The 17259-nt window shown below is 63.2% G+C and carries 17 protein-coding genes; 6 read left to right on the forward strand and 11 right to left on the reverse strand.

Annotated elements, in window-relative coordinates:
* Positions 1 to 404: 404 nt before the first annotated feature.
* Positions 405 to 683 carry a hypothetical protein gene (locus tag QQS38_RS02520; RefSeq protein WP_479643779.1) on the forward strand — a complete coding sequence of 93 codons (279 nt, stop codon included), beginning with the start codon at positions 405 to 407 and terminating at the stop codon, positions 681 to 683.
* Positions 684 to 872: 189 nt separating this feature from the next.
* Here QQS38_RS02520 and QQS38_RS02525 read toward each other — a convergent pair whose 3' ends face one another.
* Complete coding sequence (locus tag QQS38_RS02525; RefSeq protein WP_479643780.1) at positions 873 to 1889, reverse strand: carbon-nitrogen hydrolase family protein; 1017 nt, start codon at positions 1887 to 1889, stop codon at positions 873 to 875.
* Between the two features lie 187 nt (positions 1890 to 2076).
* On the reverse strand, positions 2077 to 2949 hold the full coding sequence (locus QQS38_RS02530) for an alpha/beta fold hydrolase (protein ID WP_479643781.1): 873 nt from the start codon (positions 2947 to 2949) through the stop codon (positions 2077 to 2079).
* 113 nt (positions 2950 to 3062) lie between these two features.
* Between QQS38_RS02530 and QQS38_RS02535 the strand changes: the two genes are divergently transcribed.
* Both QQS38_RS02535 and QQS38_RS02540 read left to right on the forward strand, forming a co-directional pair.
* The gene (locus QQS38_RS02535) at positions 3063 to 3980 is read left to right on the forward strand and encodes a LysR family transcriptional regulator (protein WP_479643782.1); all 918 of its coding nucleotides are present in this window, start codon (positions 3063 to 3065) and stop codon (positions 3978 to 3980) included.
* A 160-nt stretch (positions 3981 to 4140) separates the two neighbouring features.
* Positions 4141 to 5124, forward strand: a complete 984-nt coding sequence (locus tag QQS38_RS02540) for an alpha/beta hydrolase family protein (RefSeq protein ID WP_479643783.1) — start codon at positions 4141 to 4143, stop codon at positions 5122 to 5124.
* 30 nt (positions 5125 to 5154) lie between these two features.
* On the opposite strand, the gene QQS38_RS02545 is transcribed toward QQS38_RS02540, so the two are convergent.
* The 6 genes from QQS38_RS02545 to QQS38_RS02570 form a co-directional block, all read right to left on the reverse strand.
* Positions 5155 to 5844, reverse strand: coding sequence for an OmpA/MotB family protein (locus QQS38_RS02545; protein ID WP_479643784.1), 690 nt, complete (start codon positions 5842 to 5844; stop codon positions 5155 to 5157).
* A gap of 78 nt (positions 5845 to 5922) precedes the next feature.
* Positions 5923 to 6687 carry a flagellar motor protein gene (locus QQS38_RS02550; protein ID WP_277426707.1) on the reverse strand — a complete coding sequence of 255 codons (765 nt, stop codon included), beginning with the start codon at positions 6685 to 6687 and terminating at the stop codon, positions 5923 to 5925.
* Between the two features lie 43 nt (positions 6688 to 6730).
* Positions 6731 to 7966 (reverse strand): Crp/Fnr family transcriptional regulator, encoded by a 1236-nt coding sequence (locus tag QQS38_RS02555; RefSeq protein WP_479643785.1) that lies wholly within the window; start codon positions 7964 to 7966, stop codon positions 6731 to 6733.
* Between the two features lie 270 nt (positions 7967 to 8236).
* On the reverse strand, positions 8237 to 8761 hold the full coding sequence (locus QQS38_RS02560) for a DUF6496 domain-containing protein (protein ID WP_479643786.1): 525 nt from the start codon (positions 8759 to 8761) through the stop codon (positions 8237 to 8239).
* A 177-nt stretch (positions 8762 to 8938) separates the two neighbouring features.
* Positions 8939 to 9334, reverse strand: a complete 396-nt coding sequence (locus QQS38_RS02565; protein ID WP_479643787.1) for a 2-oxoglutarate dehydrogenase — start codon at positions 9332 to 9334, stop codon at positions 8939 to 8941.
* A gap of 45 nt (positions 9335 to 9379) precedes the next feature.
* The gene (locus tag QQS38_RS02570; RefSeq protein ID WP_479643788.1) at positions 9380 to 11209 is read right to left on the reverse strand and encodes a S10 family serine carboxypeptidase-like protein; all 1830 of its coding nucleotides are present in this window, start codon (positions 11207 to 11209) and stop codon (positions 9380 to 9382) included.
* A 561-nt stretch (positions 11210 to 11770) separates the two neighbouring features.
* On the opposite strand from QQS38_RS02570, the gene QQS38_RS02575 reads away from it, so the two are divergent.
* Positions 11771 to 12004: a hypothetical protein gene (locus QQS38_RS02575; protein ID WP_479643789.1), complete on the forward strand. Its 234-nt coding sequence runs from the start codon at positions 11771 to 11773 to the stop codon at positions 12002 to 12004.
* Between the two features lie 60 nt (positions 12005 to 12064).
* On the opposite strand, the gene QQS38_RS02580 is transcribed toward QQS38_RS02575, so the two are convergent.
* Both QQS38_RS02580 and QQS38_RS02585 read right to left on the reverse strand, forming a co-directional pair.
* Positions 12065 to 12391 (reverse strand): thioredoxin family protein, encoded by a 327-nt coding sequence (locus QQS38_RS02580; RefSeq protein WP_479643790.1) that lies wholly within the window; start codon positions 12389 to 12391, stop codon positions 12065 to 12067.
* A gap of 404 nt (positions 12392 to 12795) precedes the next feature.
* On the reverse strand, positions 12796 to 13002 hold the full coding sequence (locus QQS38_RS02585) for a hypothetical protein (RefSeq protein ID WP_479643791.1): 207 nt from the start codon (positions 13000 to 13002) through the stop codon (positions 12796 to 12798).
* Positions 13003 to 13309: 307 nt separating this feature from the next.
* Between QQS38_RS02585 and aqpZ the strand changes: the two genes are divergently transcribed.
* Positions 13310 to 14080 (forward strand): aquaporin Z, encoded by a 771-nt coding sequence (gene aqpZ / locus QQS38_RS02590; RefSeq protein ID WP_479643792.1) that lies wholly within the window; start codon positions 13310 to 13312, stop codon positions 14078 to 14080.
* 42 nt (positions 14081 to 14122) lie between these two features.
* On the opposite strand, the gene QQS38_RS02595 is transcribed toward aqpZ, so the two are convergent.
* Positions 14123 to 15715, reverse strand: a complete 1593-nt coding sequence (locus QQS38_RS02595; protein WP_479643793.1) for a methyl-accepting chemotaxis protein — start codon at positions 15713 to 15715, stop codon at positions 14123 to 14125.
* Positions 15716 to 16274: 559 nt separating this feature from the next.
* On the opposite strand from QQS38_RS02595, the gene QQS38_RS02600 reads away from it, so the two are divergent.
* Positions 16275 to 17180, forward strand: a complete 906-nt coding sequence (locus QQS38_RS02600; protein ID WP_479643794.1) for an aldose epimerase family protein — start codon at positions 16275 to 16277, stop codon at positions 17178 to 17180.
* Positions 17181 to 17259 lie beyond the last annotated feature (79 nt).

Here is a 17259-nt window from a genome sequence, read left to right on the forward strand (position 1 = left end):
CTCATCAGCCGTTTTGCGGTCCGCGTCAGAGCACGCGCTGCGATGGCTCAGAACATCGGGTGAACCGGCCCTCGTTTGTAATGGACCGTCGATACTCGATCAATCGCATCGCCAGGAACCTGGCGCTCGATCGAAGAATCGGCAAAACGATGGTCGTCAAGCGGTTTGGCCGCCCGGCTAAGGCAATTGCCGCTCTCTACAAGAGACCGTTTCGCCTTTGCAGCCGGGAATGAACACACTGTCGGTTCGGTTTCGGCGCGTAACTGCTCGCGACTGTCAAAGTCTCGAAATCGATGCCGGCGCCGGCTCTGTTTGGACGACGGAGACCCGCAAAATACAACCGGCCGCCTATGCGACCGAAGAAATCGGGCAAAAAAACGATAAGACAGCGATTAGGGGCAGAAATGAAAAAGCTCGTGGCGATCTTCGCAGTGACAATTTTGGCCGGGTGCGCATCCGATTCCGGCGTTATTGACCAAGGCGGCGGCACCTACTTTGTTTCCAAGCAGGCCGCCACTGGTTTCCACGGCCTCGGGAACCTGCGCGCGGACGCGACCACGGAAGCAAGACAGTTCTGCGCACGCTCTGGCAGGGACCTACGGGTGCTCAAGGCAAACGAATCACGGCCACCCTACCTTCTCGGCAACTATCCCCGCGTCGAACTCGAATTCGCCTGCTCGTGAGTCTATCGTTAGAGATGCGGCGCTGCGCGCCGATAACGACCGGTCGTGGGCCGTCAACTGAAGTTCGGCGGGCGACTCGACCAGACGGTGCGAGCCTCAGGCCCCCTATTCCATTGATCACCATGCGAACTTCCGTCCCGCACGAGCGGTGGCCGCCGCCATTCGCGCGACGGTGTCGTGTTCGACTCCTCAGTTTTCCCGGCCCCACACCGTTCCAGTCTCGGGACTGTCGACAGGTAGCGTTAACCCTTCAACTCGCCTCATAGGGGTTCTATTGATCATCAAGCGAGTAACGTCGGGGCGGGAATAATGCCCAGCGGGATCGGCGGCGTTCTTCGAAATGACGATGGCCGAAAGATCGATGTCCGCGTACAGAATGCCCTCGCTGTTCTCCGCCAGCTTCGAGACAAGCGCGTTCCCGTCAGGCCCGTAAATAATCGCATGACCACCGCCCACGTGGTTGAATGCGTGCTTCTCCGGTGTGTCGCACAGGTCGTCGATCATCGCTTGTGTTACGACAGCGCAGGGCGCCAGTACGAAGCACGATCCCTCGACCGCGTAGATTTTGCTCGCGGCATTGTTGACTTCCCACCCGAGTGCGTGAGCAAACGGCTCGTAGTTAGAAAAGCTCGGCCATGCCGCAACGTGCACTTGCTCGTTTTGCGCGTACATCGCGTACTTCGACAGCGGCTGCAAATGCTCCCAGCAGCACAACGCGCCCACACGTCCGAGGCCTTCAATCTCATACACCGTCAGATCCGATCCGTCGCCTTCGCCGAACACGGCGCGCTCCACATGAGTGGGGCGCAGCTTGCGGCGAACGGCGATGGTCTTGCCATCGGCGCCAATGAGCCATTGCCCCATGTAAAGGCTGCCGCCGCTTCGCTCGGAAACGCCTATGACCGCGGTAATGCCGGCCTGCCCCACTGCGGCGCTGAGCCGGAGGGCCTCGGGACTGTCGTAGCTCAGCGAATTGTCGAAGTATCGCTGAACGAAGCCACGGCTTACCTGCCAAGCATGCGCCCCCATCCAGATATGCCACGGATAGCCGGGCAGCCAGGTCTCCGGGAAGGCGACAAGCTTCGCGCCGTTCGCTGCTGCCTCTTCGATAAGGGCAATGGTCTTGTCGATGCCGGCTTCGAGGTTGAGCCAGACCGGGGCTGCCTGAACAACGGCAACTTTGTATTGCGGATGAGTGAGGGGCACGGTGAATCCCTTGAAGGTTCGTGGTCCGGGCAACTTCTAACGTTTGTGAAGGGATGCTCGACAGGCCCAGGCGGATTCGAGACGTAGCCTCCAGCCTCCAGCCTCCATCGACCGTCACGGCTCTTTTCCACACCCCGCGTCGAGCTGCCGAATTCCACGTGCTGCTGGTCATCGGGTAGCGTCACGTTCAGAGTCGAGTCTGGTCATCGATATCGCCCGCGTTCAACGCAGCGTCAAAAGCAGCCGAGACGTGGTCGGGTGCGCTGCCCACGGCGGACTTGTCTTCGATAGCTGCGACGAAGTCCGCAATGAGCCGCGCCATCTCGGCCGGCGCTTCGAGCGGCGACAGGTGCCCGATTCCAGGCAGGATGCGCATCGCGGCTTGCGGAATTCGGGGCAGGAGTTCGGCCTGCAGCGTGGCGACGCGATCCACCTGGTCCAGTTCTCCGGCAATGACCAGTGTCGGGGCGTCGATCGACGTCACCGCGGTGGTAATGTCTTCGCCCATAGCCACGTTCGGCCACGCTGCCTTTGCTTGCGGCGCGGCCTTAAGACTGTCCTCTATGACTTGCTCGCGGCAATCGGCGTCCAGTGGCTTCGCGGTCAGCACTTGGTCGATGACGAATTCGACTGATTCGCGCGACAGATACGCAGCAGCCAATGTCGCGCGTTGCTCGTCGGAGAGAAGCATCGGCGAGGGCGGCGACGGTGCAACGAGCACGAGGCCTTCGAGCCCGCGCAGCCGACGCGATGCGATGAGTTGCGCGACCTTGCCGCCCATCGAGTGACCGACGAGAACGTAGCGCTGCAATCCCAGCGTTTCGATGACGCCCTGTGCATCGGCAGCGAGATCAGCAATACGGTAGCCATCTGCGGGTGCGTCGGACTCGCCCCAGCCTCGATGATCGATGGCAATGATGCGATACCGGTCGGACAACTCGTTCGCCACCCGGTCCCAGGTTCGCGACGATCCGCCGTAGTAATGCAGGAACACGAGCGCCAAATCCCCGCTGCCCCGCTGCTCGATGTGAATCCGCGTGCCGTTCGTTTCGATTTCCATTGCAGTGCCCCTTCTTCATGAGTCGTGTCGATATTAGATCCTTGTCCGGTATTTGATAATTGCGGCATTAGTAGCGACAGTCGATAATGGTTCTATCGAATCGGGGGGGCGTTATGGATCGACTGACGAGTCTCGGGGTGTTCGTCGCCGCAGTGGAGGAAGGCAGCTTTGCTGCCGCGGCGCGGCGGTTCGGGCTATCGGCGGCGATGGCCGGCAAGCACGTGAGCGCAATCGAGTCCGAACTGAACGCGCGGTTGCTCCAACGAACCACGCGCCGCCTGAGTTTGACCGATACGGGCCAAACTTACTATGAGCGCTGCAAGCAGATCCTCGAAGCGTTCGACGATGCGAACCGGGAAGCGAGCGATTCGCAAGGTACGGCGCGCGGCGTTCTGCGCGTCGCGGCGCCCGTCACGTTCGGCGCGATGCATTTGGGCGAGGTGCTTGCCCGCTATGTGGAAGACCATCCGCAAGTAAGCGTGGAAGTGCTTCTCGGAGACCGCTACGTCGACCTCATCGAAGCGGGTGTCGACATAGCGATCCGGATCGGGCGGCTGCAGGATCCCGCACTCGTTACACGCCGGCTTGCGCCGTGTCGAATGGTCGTGTGTGCCGCACCCGCGTATCTCGAGCGGCATGGGACACCGCGCAAGCCTCGCGACTTGCTGCGGGCGCCACGGCTCGCCTTCAGCGAGGCCGTGTCGGCCGGCGACTGGACCTTGTTCGATGCGAGAAACCGCGCGCATATCATCGACGGACCTTGCCGGATCGCCGCCAACAACACGCAAATGCTTCTCGCCGCCGCGCTCGCCGGCGCCGGCATCGCGTACGGTCCGACCTTCGTGTTCGGCGAGCACCTGCGTCGGGGCGAACTTGTGTCGCTGCTGCCGGCCTACCGGGCCACCGAGTTAGCGATCCAGGCGGTTTATCCGAGCGCGCGACGCATACCGCTTAAAGTGCGCCGCTTTGTCGATTACCTCACTGAAGCGTTTGGCGATGAACCCCCTTGGGATCGAATGATGAAGCTTTGAAAGGGCGCCGTCCTGTACCATTCGCGGTGGAATTCAAGGCGCGGCTGCATCGTCGAATCGATCGCTGCGGCGTATAAACCCGAGACGCAAGCAACGCAAGCTTGCGCCGAGCCTAGTTGGGCTAGGCTCGATCGGAACGACACTCACAGCGGAGGCCGTCGTGAGATTTCTGCTCGTGCTAGCCGTCCTTTTGTGCCTGGCCGGCACACGCGCCGTCGCAGCGAACGTCGGCTTCGAGCAGGTCAAGATACCGAATGGAGACGAACCGCCGCTCACCGCCGGCATCTGGTATCCGACCGACGCGCCAGCGACCTCTCCAGCGTTGGACAATACCGGCCAGACGGCGGCGCCGGATACACCGCTCGCGGGCGATCATCTGCCGCTGGTGGTGATGTCGCACGGTGGCGCAGGCTGGTACGATGGTCATCGCGACACGGCACTCGCGCTGGCGCATGCGGGCTTTGTCGCGGCAGCGGTCGGCCACGACGGCGATACGTTCAAAGATCAAAGCAAAGTCTTGCAACTCTGGCGTCGGCCCGCACAGCTTCATCGGCTCGTCGACTACATGCTGCGCGACTGGCGCGGGCACGCGCAACTGGACGCGACGCGCATTGGTGCGTTCGGGTTCTCCAACGGTGGCTTCACCGTGCTTGTCGCCGCCGGCGGCACGCCTGAGCTTTCGAGCCTCGCCCCGTTTTGCACAGCGCACCCGGATCACGATCTGTGCGAGACGTTGCAGAAAGCCGGCGTCGACCCTCGTTCCATTCCGAGCGTTCCTGCCAGCGCGTGGGTCCACGATCGGCGCATCCGGGCCGCCGTCATCGCCGCGCCGGCATTCGGCTTTGCCTTCGGCCCGTCGGGACTGGCTGCCGTGCGCGTCCCGGTGCAGCTCTGGAGTGCGAGCGATGACCGTCATCAGCCGCATCCCTTCTACGATGAGACGGTACGCGACGACCTACCCCGCACGCCCGAGTACCACGCGGTTCGCGATGCAGGCCACTACGATTTCCTGCCGCCATGCGATGCCCATCTTGCCAAAGCACGGCCGGAAATCTGCACCAGTCTGCCGGGCTTCGACCGCGCGGGCTTCCACGATCGATTCAACGCCGACGTCGTGCGCTTCTTTCGGGCAACGCTGCCTTGAAAGAGGTCGTGGCCGTGCCGGACGAACGCCTCAGTATTGAACGAGAATCGTCACCCGGCGGTTCGCGGCATTCGCCGCCGCATCTGCGCCCAGCACGAGCGGCACGTTATCGGCGCGCCCCACTGCCGCGAGGCGATGCGGCTCGATGCCTTTATCGACGAAGAACCGAACGACCGCACCCGCACGCGCGGCGGAAAGCTCCCAATTCGATTCGTACTTCCCGCCCGAAATGGGCACGCTGTCGCTGTGCCCTTCAACGAGAATGTTCTTGCCGGAATGACCGGCAAGCACTTGCGCCACGCGCGCGAGGACATCGATCGAATCGGGCAGCAATCGTGCGTCGCCCGAATTGAATAGGATCTTCGCATTGATCGCGATTTCGACGCCTTGCGTCGATTCGTTCACCGTGATCGCATGCGCGTCGCTCAGCGGTTTGAGCAGAGCGACGAGTGTGGCGCGAGCCGCTTTGCGGGCATCGGCCGCCGCATCTTTCACCGCTTGCACGCGTACGCTGGAAGCGTGCGCTTCGAACTGCTTGGTTTGCAAGTCGCGGTCTTTCGCCAGTTCGAGCACGTACAACGCCAAAAAGAACACCATCAGCGTGGTGATCAAATCCGCGTACGAGATCAGCCACCGCTCGGCGTGCTCTTCGGTCGCGTCGTGCGCGTCCTGACCGAATTCACCCGCGCCTGGGCGCTTGCCGTCCGCGAGAATACTCATCTGCACGCTCCATTGGATGGGAATCGGATCGCGCCACGGAACCGGCACGCACGACTCGCTCGGCTTGCCTTTCGCCGCTCACCCCAGCGACTCGGCGGCGCGCTCTCGCACCTCGGCGGCCAGGCGCGTCTCGATCGTCTGCGGCGACTCCTTGCGAGAAATCGCCAAGAGACCGTCCATATACAGCTTCCTGAAACGCAACTCGCTGTCCACTTGCGCCTTGATCTTGCCGTACAGCGGCAAAAAGACCAGGTTGGCGAGCGCGAGCCCATACAGCGTCGCCGTAAATGCCGTTGCAATGCCGCTGCCCAATTGCGCGGGCTCGAGCACGTGTCCGGTGACGTGGATCAAGCCAAGCACGGCGCCGAGAATGCCGAACGTCGGCGCATAGCCTCCGGCCTGCTGCCAAATCCGCGCCGCAGCCATTCGGTTGCGTTCGTAGGCAACGAGTTCGCGATGCAACGCGTCCTCGAGCACCGCGGTCGACACGCCGTTCGCCAGTAGTTCGAGGCCGCGTTTCGCGAACGCGCTAATGCCCGTCGCGTCGATCGATTCGAACGCCAGCATGCCGTTCAGCTTGGCTCGATCGCCCCATTCCAGCAGCGTCGACAAGCTCTCCCGATCCACCTGGCGTGCCTTCATGAACGCCAGATGCAGTTGTTTGATCCCGTCGAAGAAGCGCGCCCACGTGTTCTGAATCATGACGGCGCTCAGCGTGCCGCCGAGCACGATGACGAAGGCTTCTCCCTGCACCAACGTGCTGAAATGCCCCCCTTCGAGCCAAAAACCGACACCGATCGCGGCGGCGCCGAACAATGCGCCGATGACGGTAAGCAGATCCATGAGCACTCCTAACGATTCAGCTTTCCTCGGGGTTTCCCGGGCATCACGCTTCGCGCGTCATCGGGGCCTGCGCAGGGCCATTAGCCGATTTCAGCGAGCGAATGGTGGCAATGAAGCGCTGCTCGATGTCGTCGACTTCCGCTTGATCGATTTTCAGATCGCGTCGCATCACCCATGACACTTCCTTCTTGCGCGCCTCGGTCATCACCGAGAACAACTTGTCGACGATCGCCTGGTCGCCGGCGCTGGCGGCCAGCTTGGCCAGATCGTAGGTGTCGGTCGCGCTGACGGCGTCGAACAGCGTGCGGTGATCGACGAGTTCGATGTCCTCGAGCGCTTTGATCTCGCCGCTCCCGCGTGCGCGCTTGGAAAAGTAGCTCACGCCCTTCTCTTCCACGTAATGGAGCACCTTCGTTTTGCGAAACGCGAACAAGTCCTCGGCGATCTCGTCGTGCGAGAGCTTGGTGAGAATCATCTTGCGCTCGACGCCGATCAGCGCTTCCAGATCGGACAGTTCGATCAATTCGAGTTCGCTGTTGATCGCGATGTCGAGATCTTGATCGCCCACTTGCTGAGCACGTTCGGTGATGCGCACCGGGTCGAACGTGACGACTTGCCGGTTCGATGCCGCGTCCTGTCCCGCGCGCGAGTTGCCGCTCAGATGCTCCGCGCGGCCCGTGCCGAGCGAGACGAGGTTGAGCTTTTCCATGCGGCCGAGCATGGTCATCACATGGGGCCGCGAATGCCCGGCAATGGCGCGACACTTCTTGATGACTTCCGGAAGCGGCACCGCAACCTCGTCGGGCTGCCCACGACGCATGCGCCCGTCCATCGAGTCGGTCGCGTCGGCGCCCGCCATCAGCGCGAGCACGTGCGCATATGAAACGACGCCAGGCAGAAAGTCCGCATGGGTGTAGGTGGCGAGCAAATCGTCTTTCTTACGGCTGCGGCGAATGGTCGTGCGCATGATATGCCGCACCAGCGGCGAGGCGCGTTCGAGCTCTTCCTCCACCATGCTCGCATGCACGACCGTGAGCTGGCAAAAAGAAAGCGCCTTGGCCGTGTGCGCCCGCGGTTCGGCCTGCAGCAACACGGCCTCCCCGAAAAACTCGCCCTTGCCGAGCGTGGCCAATACGACCTTCTTGTCGTCGCAGCGTGTCGAGAGCTCGACCTTGCCCTCGGTGATGACATAGAGGACGGGCTCTCCGGCGAAACCTTCCGAATAGATGACCTCGCCAGGCGCGGCAGTGCGCGTCCACGACGACCTTTGTTGGCTCACGATGCGTTCCCCGTTCGAATTTTTCTTTGCCCTGCGCCCGTGTTGCACAACGGGCGAGGCGACGAGCCTGGCGCTTGCCGCGGTGGTCGCGGTGCTCGGCTCATGCTTGCGTTAACGTCCCGGCGCGCGCGTTTCTTTAGCGCGCGGCCGCGGATCTTCAGACTTTTGGGATCAGGTAAACACGCATCGACGGTGCCTTTGCAGCGGTGCGACGATCTGACGATTGGGGTCGCGCGCCTAGTCTTCTACGGCACGCATGCGCAACGCGCATCAGCGATGGGCCTGCGCGCGTGCGGCACGCGTGCGCGCCGCCTTCTTGGCCGCAGCCGAGCGTGCGGCAGCGCCTTTCGTATGCGCGGCTTTTTTCGCGGCTGCGGAACGGCTGGCCGCCGGCCGCTTCGCCGCAGCGCTTTTCGCCTGCTTCGAGACTGCCGCGTGGGAAGCGCCCTTGGCGCTTTCGCGCTCGAGCACCGATTCCGTCGTGCGCGAGCGCTTGGCTTTCGTCTCCGTGCTGGCCGAATGCTTGACCTTACCCTGGCCGGCAGCGACGTCCTTCTCGGCCTTCTTGCGGGTGGCTTCGCTCGTCTGTCCCTTCTTCGGCGGCTTTAGATCGACGCCCGCACGGCGCGCCTTCGACAAGCCGATGGCGACCGCTTGCTTGGCCGAACGCACCCCATGTTTTCCGCTGCGAACGTGGTCGATTTCCTCTTTGACGAATTCGCCGGCCTGAGTCGACGGCGCCTTGCCGGCGCGTTTGTCGGCTTGCGCACGCGATAGCGTTTTTCGTTCGGGCATGGGACACCTCCGTAAGAATGATGTGCCTAACCCTTTCACGCAACGTCTGTGCCCGGCGCACCGCAAACGGCCCCCACGATCGAAACGCCCGCATGCGCAGCTTGCATGCGGGCAGCGGGACGGGGCGTGAGGAAAACCCGTCGCGCGTGGGTGCGATCGACGGTGCGATCGACGCCGCTATTGACGGCGGCGCTGCTGCAAGTACTGCTTCACATCGCTCATCGTGACGCGGCCGCTATGGGATGCGTCGATTTCGTCGAAGTGCTTGGCGATGTAGCCGAGCCCATTCTTTTGCGCTTGATCCTTCGTGATCGCGGCGCCGTTACCGAGCACCGTGTTCGCGCCCAGGCGCGAGTCGATCCGCTGCTGTGCTTGTTGGGCCAGCGCGTCGCCGGTGGTGGGCATCACGGCCGCGGCCCGGCCACGCGGGAAATACGGCCCGTCGACGCCCCCGCCGCGATTGGGCAAGTGCGCGGGTGCGACCGATTGCAGCGCAGCCGCATGGGCTGCTCCGGCCAGCACGCTCAACGCGATCAATGAAGAAATTCGTCGCAGCATATCGATTGGTGACATGATCCGCTCGCTAAAAAGGTAGCTGAAATAACGTGCAATCGCCAGTTACCGCGTGGCGGACTGCGCCGCCAGCGTGGCCGTGGCCGCAGGGCTCTCGTCGCTCCACGGTGGCGGCAGCATCCACAGGCCGAGTGCGCCGGGTGCTTGCTGCCCCGCGTAGAAGTCACGCAGGTCCGACTTCATCTTCGGCCGCGCTCGATCGTCCAGATAGGTCATGTGTCCGCCCGGATAGAACGTCACCTGCAAGTTCGGATTCAAGCCGGGCACCGTCTGCAACCGCGCGAGCTGTTTCTCGGTATTGAAGAACGGCGTTGCGAGATCGTGATAGCCGTTGATGGCGAGCACCTTCAATTGCGGATTGAGTTCGATCGCCGCCAGTAGATCGGGGATGGTATCGGGCAACGGCTGGCCGTCGTGCGAGAAATCCCAGGCATAAATGATGGCGTCGTTCAGCGGCATGTACGTCGCGTTCGGCGCCGTGTAGCCAAGGTAGTTCGGCATCTGCGTCGCTAGCGCCGTGGTGAACGGCTGCGAGATCAAAATGTCGGATGGGTCCCCATCCGTCTGCAGGCGCGGATCGGAATTGGGCAGCGCCACACGCCCGTCGTAACGGCCGATCGTCGTGCCCGGCAACAACTCGTTATTGAACGGATTGATGTTGAAGTAGCCGTTCAACGCTTGGAACGACAAGCCCGAGGACCAAGTCCACGACGCCAGCACCGGCGCGCTCGGGAATACTGGTGTGCCCAAGAACGTCGGCACGCCCAGTTGGCTCAGCACCCACGACTGCGCGTACTGCTTGAAGTCCTGATAATGCGTCGTGGCGAACAGTTCCGACTGGAATGCGAACAGCGCCGGATCGACCTGCACAGGCAGCGCGGTTTGCTTGAAATAAGCCGCGACCGCCGCGTAGCCGGGATAGTAGCCGCTCAGCGTATCGGTATCGAGCTTGAGCGCATTCATGTCGATCGTGTTGCCGCTCAAAATGGCGACGGCCTCGATCGCATCGGCGAAATAGTTCAGGATCGACGACTGCAGCATGATCCCGGTCAGGTGAACGCCGGCCGATTCCAACGCGAGCGCAAGCATATCCGTGCGCGGCGTTCCGTACGATTCGCCATACAGGTACAGCGGAGAATCGGTGCGATGGTTCGCGGCCACGTAGCGCCGAATGAAATCGCGCATGACGTTCACGTCGGCGTCGCTGCCCCAGAACTTCTGATTGGTATTCGGCGCGATCGCTTCGGACAGGCCCGTGCCCGGCGGATCGATGAAGACCATATCGGTGGTGTCGATCAGGCTTTCGGCGTTCTGCACGAGCGGGTAGTTCGGCCAGTCCGTCATCAACGGATCGGGCGTGGCGACGCGCGTGGGCGCGAACGAGCCGAGCCGCAGCCATATCGAGGACGAACCTGGCCCCCCGTTATAGAAAAACGTCACCGGGCGCGGTTTGCCGTCCTTGCTGGGCGCCGTATAGGCGACATAGGACATCGTCGCTTCGGCATTGCCGCCGAGGTCGGACGCCGTCAAATGGCCCATCGTCGTGGTGTAGTGAATCGTTTTCTTGCCGGCCGTCCACGCGTGATGCATGACGGCCGCTTTCTCGGTCACCTGTGTGGGATCTAGGCTGTCGCCGGCGCTCGCCTTGTATGCGATCGGATCCGTGTAGGGTTGATCGGCCTTGGCCTGCTGTTGCTCGGTAGCTTGCGCTTGCGCCGGTGCGACTTGTTGGGCGTTTGCGCTCGTGGCCACCGACGATCCGTCGCCGCCGCCGCATCCGGCCAGCGCGAGCGCGGCCGCCGCAATGGCCGTGAGCCAAAGGCCGCCGCGGCGACCTTCGCCGCCCGGGATACCACTCCTATCTCGCTTCTTCATTTTTATCCTTGGTAGTTGAGTTGCCGTTTCTCGATGACCGCGCCTTCGACCGCACCGCCTTTTGGGCGCGCGATATCCGGCAACGGTCGAACATTCAGCCCTCTTCTCGATCACGACCAAGAGCCTGACTATCGAACCGCATGAATTAATACCGTCAATGCGAAACGTCTATGGAGCGCTTTTACTACTGGATTTCGGATGGTAATACAGAGATGCCGCAAGACACGGCGATAGAAAACTATGCGCGAACCAATTTATTGTCAAGAGGCGTAGAGATTCAAATGCTCGTCAGCTCTGGCACGGAGCGCGAAACGCGCCTCGCGCGCAAGGCGACGATCATTAATTTCCTCAACTTTTTCGTCGGATCAAATTCAATGACAATTGAAAGGAAATCGTCAATAAATATATAAAGGTCTTTCTACTCGACTTCGTAATTCATTGAATCCAAAGAGATCGCAAAACACCCCCGCCGGAGCAAGTCGACGAGCAATTGCGCCGAATGCGGCACGCCACTTGCTCGCCGAGCCATATCCTCGGCACGTCGCCGGAATCAAGCCGATCATGGTCCAATCCAAGCCGGACGCCCCGCGCTCGCCTAGCCGCGAGAACTCTCCGTCCGACAAGCCGCACGCGCCCGGCAGCGGCGCACCGCTTCACACGATCCCCGACGCGCAGGCCGACCGCGTCGTGCCTCGCGATCCGCGCGAGACGCAAGCGCATACGCCCGGCGAGTCCGCACACCCCGGCGGCACCCCCTACCCGCCAGAGCACGACCGCCCCGACTCCGCGGGGTGACCGCCCTAAACCGCTGTAAGCGCGGCGCCCTGCGTCGATTGGCCTTGCGTCCTGACCCGTTCAGCGTAGCGCCGCAGCGACGCCCTCTTCCAACGCGCGCGTGTCCGTCGGGCGTACCACGCGCGCCACCTCGGCGCCGTCGCGCAAGAAGATGAGCGTGGGCCACAATTTCACCTTGAACGATCGTCCGAGCGGCCGCCCCGGACCGTCTTCGATCTTCAGATGCCGCAACTGCGGCGCACGACCGAGCACGTCGACGATATAGCGCTGCGCGCCGCGACAGTAGCCGCACCAATCGGTGCCGAACTCGAGCACCGTCGCGCCCGCGAGCGCGTCGACTTCGGCGCGTTCAGGCGCCGCCTTCGCATAACCGTTGTGTTCCGTCATCGTCTTCGACCCTTTCAGAGCGCTGTTGTCATGCCCGAGCCGGGCTCGCAAGCTCGCTCTTGCCTGGTTTCCCGACTCCGACGAAGCAGGCATTGTGCCGCCGCCGGCGGTACGGCGCTTGCGCATGAGAAGAGAACGCCAATCATTGCACGCCCACCCTTCTTTCTTCGGAGGATCGGACCCTTGAAGCTCACAGACAAACGCAGGCCCAGCATGACGCGTCTTTCCAACGATGCTCTCTCGCTCGCATACCCGGGCGAGCCTTCCGACCCGCAGATTCCGGACCAACCCATCACTCCCGACGCGCCCAGCCCCGGCGCGCCCGAGCCGGAACCGGACCACGAGCCCGAGCAGCAACCGGACAGGCCCCGCGCTTGAAGCGTTACCGAATTCGCTGATGCCGGTCAGAGCGAGCCGGCACGAGGAAAGATCAGCATCAGGACGATTTTCAGGAACGCCCACGCGAAGACGAGCGCGCAAGCGAGGGCCGCTATCGCCGAGCGCGGCGTCCATTGCGGCAGCGGCGGCCAGCGCAGGCGATGGCCGCGCCGTTCGCGCCACCACGCGAGCAACGCCGCGCGCGTGTCGATTTTGTGTAGCGTATCGGGCATGCCCGCCCCGCATGAATAACGTTCTCGTCGATTATTCGCAGACGTTTTGCTCAATTCAAGGCGCACCGCACCGATTGGTACTCATTTGGCTTTGAAATCGACGGGGCCCGCGCGCTCATCCCACATTTGAAGAATGGCAGAGCCGGCGCAATGGCGCATCGCGATCGGAATCGGCGCAATGCGCTACGCTCTTTACAATCGTTTGGACCTTCGCTTCGCGACGAAGGATAAGATTCGGGCACCGCTGAGCGGCCATTTCGCCGTATCGCTATTCCCATCTTCCCCATTCCATTCGGAGCCTCTAACTATGTCGCTGTCCAAACGTTTTCTCGCCGAGACGTTCGGCACGTTCTGGCTGGTCTTCTGCGGTTGCGGCAGCGCCTTGATCGCGGCGAGCTTTTCCGGGCCCGCCCACGGCTTGGGCATCGGCTTTGCCGGCGTGGCCCTCGCCTTCGGCCTCACGGTCCTGACCATGGCCTATGCCATCGGTCATATCTCCGGCTGCCATTTGAATCCGGCCGTGACGCTCGGGCTGACCGTCGCGCGGCGCTTTCCCGTCCGCGACGCCGTGCCTTATATCGTTGCGCAATTGATCGGCGCGACGCTGGCCGCATTGGTGTTGCTGCTGATCATGAAAGGCAATCCGGCCTTCGATTTGGCCTCGACGAGTTTCGCGACGAACGGTTATGCCGAACACTCGCCCGGCCATTACACGCTAGAAGCGGCATTCGTCTGCGAAGCCGTCATGACGGGCTTTTTTCTCTTCGTGATATTGGGCGCCACCGATGAACGCGCACCGGCCGGATTCGCTCCGATTGCGATCGGTCTATGCCTCACCTTGATTCATCTCGTGTCGATTCCGGTGACCGGCACGTCGGTCAATCCCGCACGCTCGACGGGCCCTGCCCTCGTTGCCGGCGGCGCCGCACTCGCGCAGTTGTGGGTGTTCTGGGCCGCACCGATGCTCGGAGCGATCGTCGCCGGTCTGCTTTACCCGGCGATTGCGGGCCATGCCGGCGCCGACGCGCCCGCGCCGTCGGTTGCAGCCGAAGCGGGGTTGGCTGCAAACGCGAAATGACGGGTGCAGGCGCTCGCAGCAAGGGGCGCTGCGCGATGCGACCTAAGGCGCGCGAGTCGCGTCCCCGGCCAGATGAAACACACTGACCGCGGACTCGAGCGATTGGGTTTGCTGACGTAGCCCCACGGACGCGGCGGCCGATTGCTCGACGAGCGCAGCATTGCGTTGCGTGAGATCCGACACCTGCCCTACCGCGTCGTTGATTTGGGCGATCTGCACACTCTGCCCCCGGCTTTCATGCACGATCTCCTGCAGCGTGTCGGTGAGCCGCGTCACGAACTGCTCCACCGTGTTCATCGTTTCGCCGGCGCGGCTCGCCGTTTGAGTGGCCGTCGTCACGGTATCGAGCGTGCTCTCGATCAAATCCTTGATCTCGCGCGCCGCGCCCGCGGCTCGTTGGGCGAGATTGCGCACCTCGGTCGCGACGACCGCGAAGCCGCGCCCGTATTGCCCCGCGCGCGCCGCCTCAACCGAAGCATTGAGCGCAATGATGTTGGTCTGAAACGCGATGCCGTCGATCAGCGACGTGATCTCGGCAATCTTGCGCGAATGGTCGCGCACCTGCGCCATGACCTCGACGGTGCGCTGCACTTCGCGCGCGGCCGATTCCGCCGATTCCGCCGTTTCATGTCCCGTCGCGTTGGCGCGCTCGGCGCCCAGCGCATTGCGTTCGGCGGTCTTCGTGATCTCCGCGAGGCTGGCCGTCGTCTTTTCGATCGCGCTCGCCTGCTCGTCGGTGCGATTGGCGAGATCGGCCGTGCCGTTTGCGAATTCTTGCGTCGCGCGCTCGATGACGTCGATCGACACTTTGGCGTCGATCAAAATGCCGATGAGCTTGGCGTTCATTTGATTGAGCATGCGCGCGAGCCGCCGCGCCTGGGCGTCGCCGCGCTCGGGGAACAACGCCTGAATGTGACCGCACAGGACGTCAAGCGCGCTGTCGTTGAGCGCCCTGAGCGGCGTCAAGACCTCCCGCATCAAGTACACGCCGGTCGCCGCGGCCATGGCGATGCCGAGGCCGCCCAGCGTCGCGCTCAACGCGAACGCGGACACGCCCGGCACGAAAGAGCGCCCCGCGGCCAGGCTCTGCAGCAGAAACAGCACCATCAAACCCAGCATGACGCCCCACAGGCGCAGCGCGACCGGCAAGCCGAGCACGCGGTCGAGGACGCCGCGCCAGCCGGTGCGCACGACTTCTCCGCCCGATAGGCGCACGTTGCTGGCGTTGGGGCCACCTAGCACCTCGTAAAGGCGCGACGCTCGCGCGATTTGCTCGATGCTCGGCTTCGTTCGAACGGCCATGTAGCCGACCTTGCTGCCGTGTTCGAACACGGGCGTCACGTTGGCCAGCACCCAATACGCTTGGCCGTTCTTGCGCCGGTTCTTGAGGACGCCGGTCCACGGCTGGTCGCGCCCGACCGTCTCCCATAGATCGCGGAAAACTTCGGTGGGCACGTCGGGGTGGCGCACGAGGCTATGCGGTTTGCCCGTCACTTCTTCGCGCGTATAGCCGCTGCTTTTGACGAACGCTTCGTTGACGTAGACGATGCGCCCGGCGGTGTCGGTGCGCGAGATGGTCACATCCCGTTCGGACAAGTAGTAATCCTCGCCCGCCGCGGTCGTATTCTGGGTCATGTTGTGGACGGCCTTTCGATGCTAATGAACCGTCCTACGATACAAACAACCCCGTTGCGTCAGTTTGACGTGAGTCAAGCCGACGCGGCGCCGCCAAACGTTAAACCAATCAATGCTTGACGCCTGATGGCATCGCAACGCGGCACTCGGGCATCGCCCGGGTTCGGCGCGCCGAACGCGCGCGCTCAGCGCGCGAGGCGGTAGAAGAATAGGACCGTGCTGGCGGTGAAGATGCCGAACAGCGAAAGGCCCATGGCCATAGCGAGATCCATGCTGGCTCCGGAACGGTTTGCGACCGAGGCGCGCGAGCGTTGCGTGACGGATGACGGCGTAAGACCGACCGGCTTGCCAACGGTGTGAGCCCAACCACGGCTCAAAACGACAAAACACCTGCTCGCGACGCCATTATGACGCCCGGACCGGGCCCTCGAAAGCGGCACTTTCCCGAGCAGGGTTTCTCCCGAGCGCGAGCCGAGGCACAATCGCATGTCGCACCCGCCGAGCGAGAGCGCCGGCGCGGCAGCACCCTGTTCAACTCTCCGTTCAAGCGCATCCCACCATGACCGATTCACCGCAGCAGGCTTTCGTCGATATCGCGCACGGCGTCTCGCGCCTTCAGCTCGCCCCGCAGTTCGGCGCGCGGCTGCTCAGTTGGCGCATCGGCGAGGACACCATCATTTACTGGCCCGAGCACGCCGACTGGAACAACGTTGCCCGCGTGCGCGGCGGCAATCCGCTGCTGTTTCCGTTTCTGGGGCGGCACCGCGTCGACGGCGAGATCGGACGATGGCGCGACAGCCAGGGCGTGGTGCGCGCGCTGCCGATGCACGGTTTTGCGCGCGATTTGCCGTTTTCGCATGAACGCGATGCCGACGGGCGCGGCGTGCGCATGACGCTAACCGATACCGAGGCGACGCGCGTTCAATATCCGTTCGCCTTCCGTTTCGAGGCGGCGTATCGCTTGGCCGATCCGGCCACACTTGACGTGACGTTGACCACGACGAATCTGGGCGACGCCCCGCTGCCCTATTACGCCGGTCATCACTTTTATTTCGCATTGCCGCATACGGCGCGCGGCGAGACCACGCTCGCGCTACCGCCGACGCAGCGCCGCCGTCAACTCGAAGACGGCTCGATCAGCGCACCGGAAGCGGGCGCTGCGCGCTATACGCTCGACGATCCGCTGATTCACGACCGCTTTCACTGCCTGAACGGCATTCCCGCGCAGCCTGTGCGGCTCGATTGTCCCGCCCAGCGCCGGCGGATCGAAATCAACTTGGATCGGGCCGGCTCGGCGCCCTGGTACGCGGTCACGACTTGGACCGAGGCGGATACGTCGGACTTCTATTGCGTCGAGCCTTGGCTCGGACTGCCCGATGCGATCCACAATGGACTCGGACTGCGCTGGGTCCAGCCGGGTGCAACGGAGACGGCGTCGCTGCGCATCGTCGTCTCGGATCTTTGAGCGGGGAAGCGCCTCGGCTATGCGCGGCTAGCTGAGCGCCCCGGGGCTAGGCGCCCCCGGCTAGCCCCGGCTCGGCACC

This window comes from Trinickia sp. Z7, from assembly GCF_056498045.1.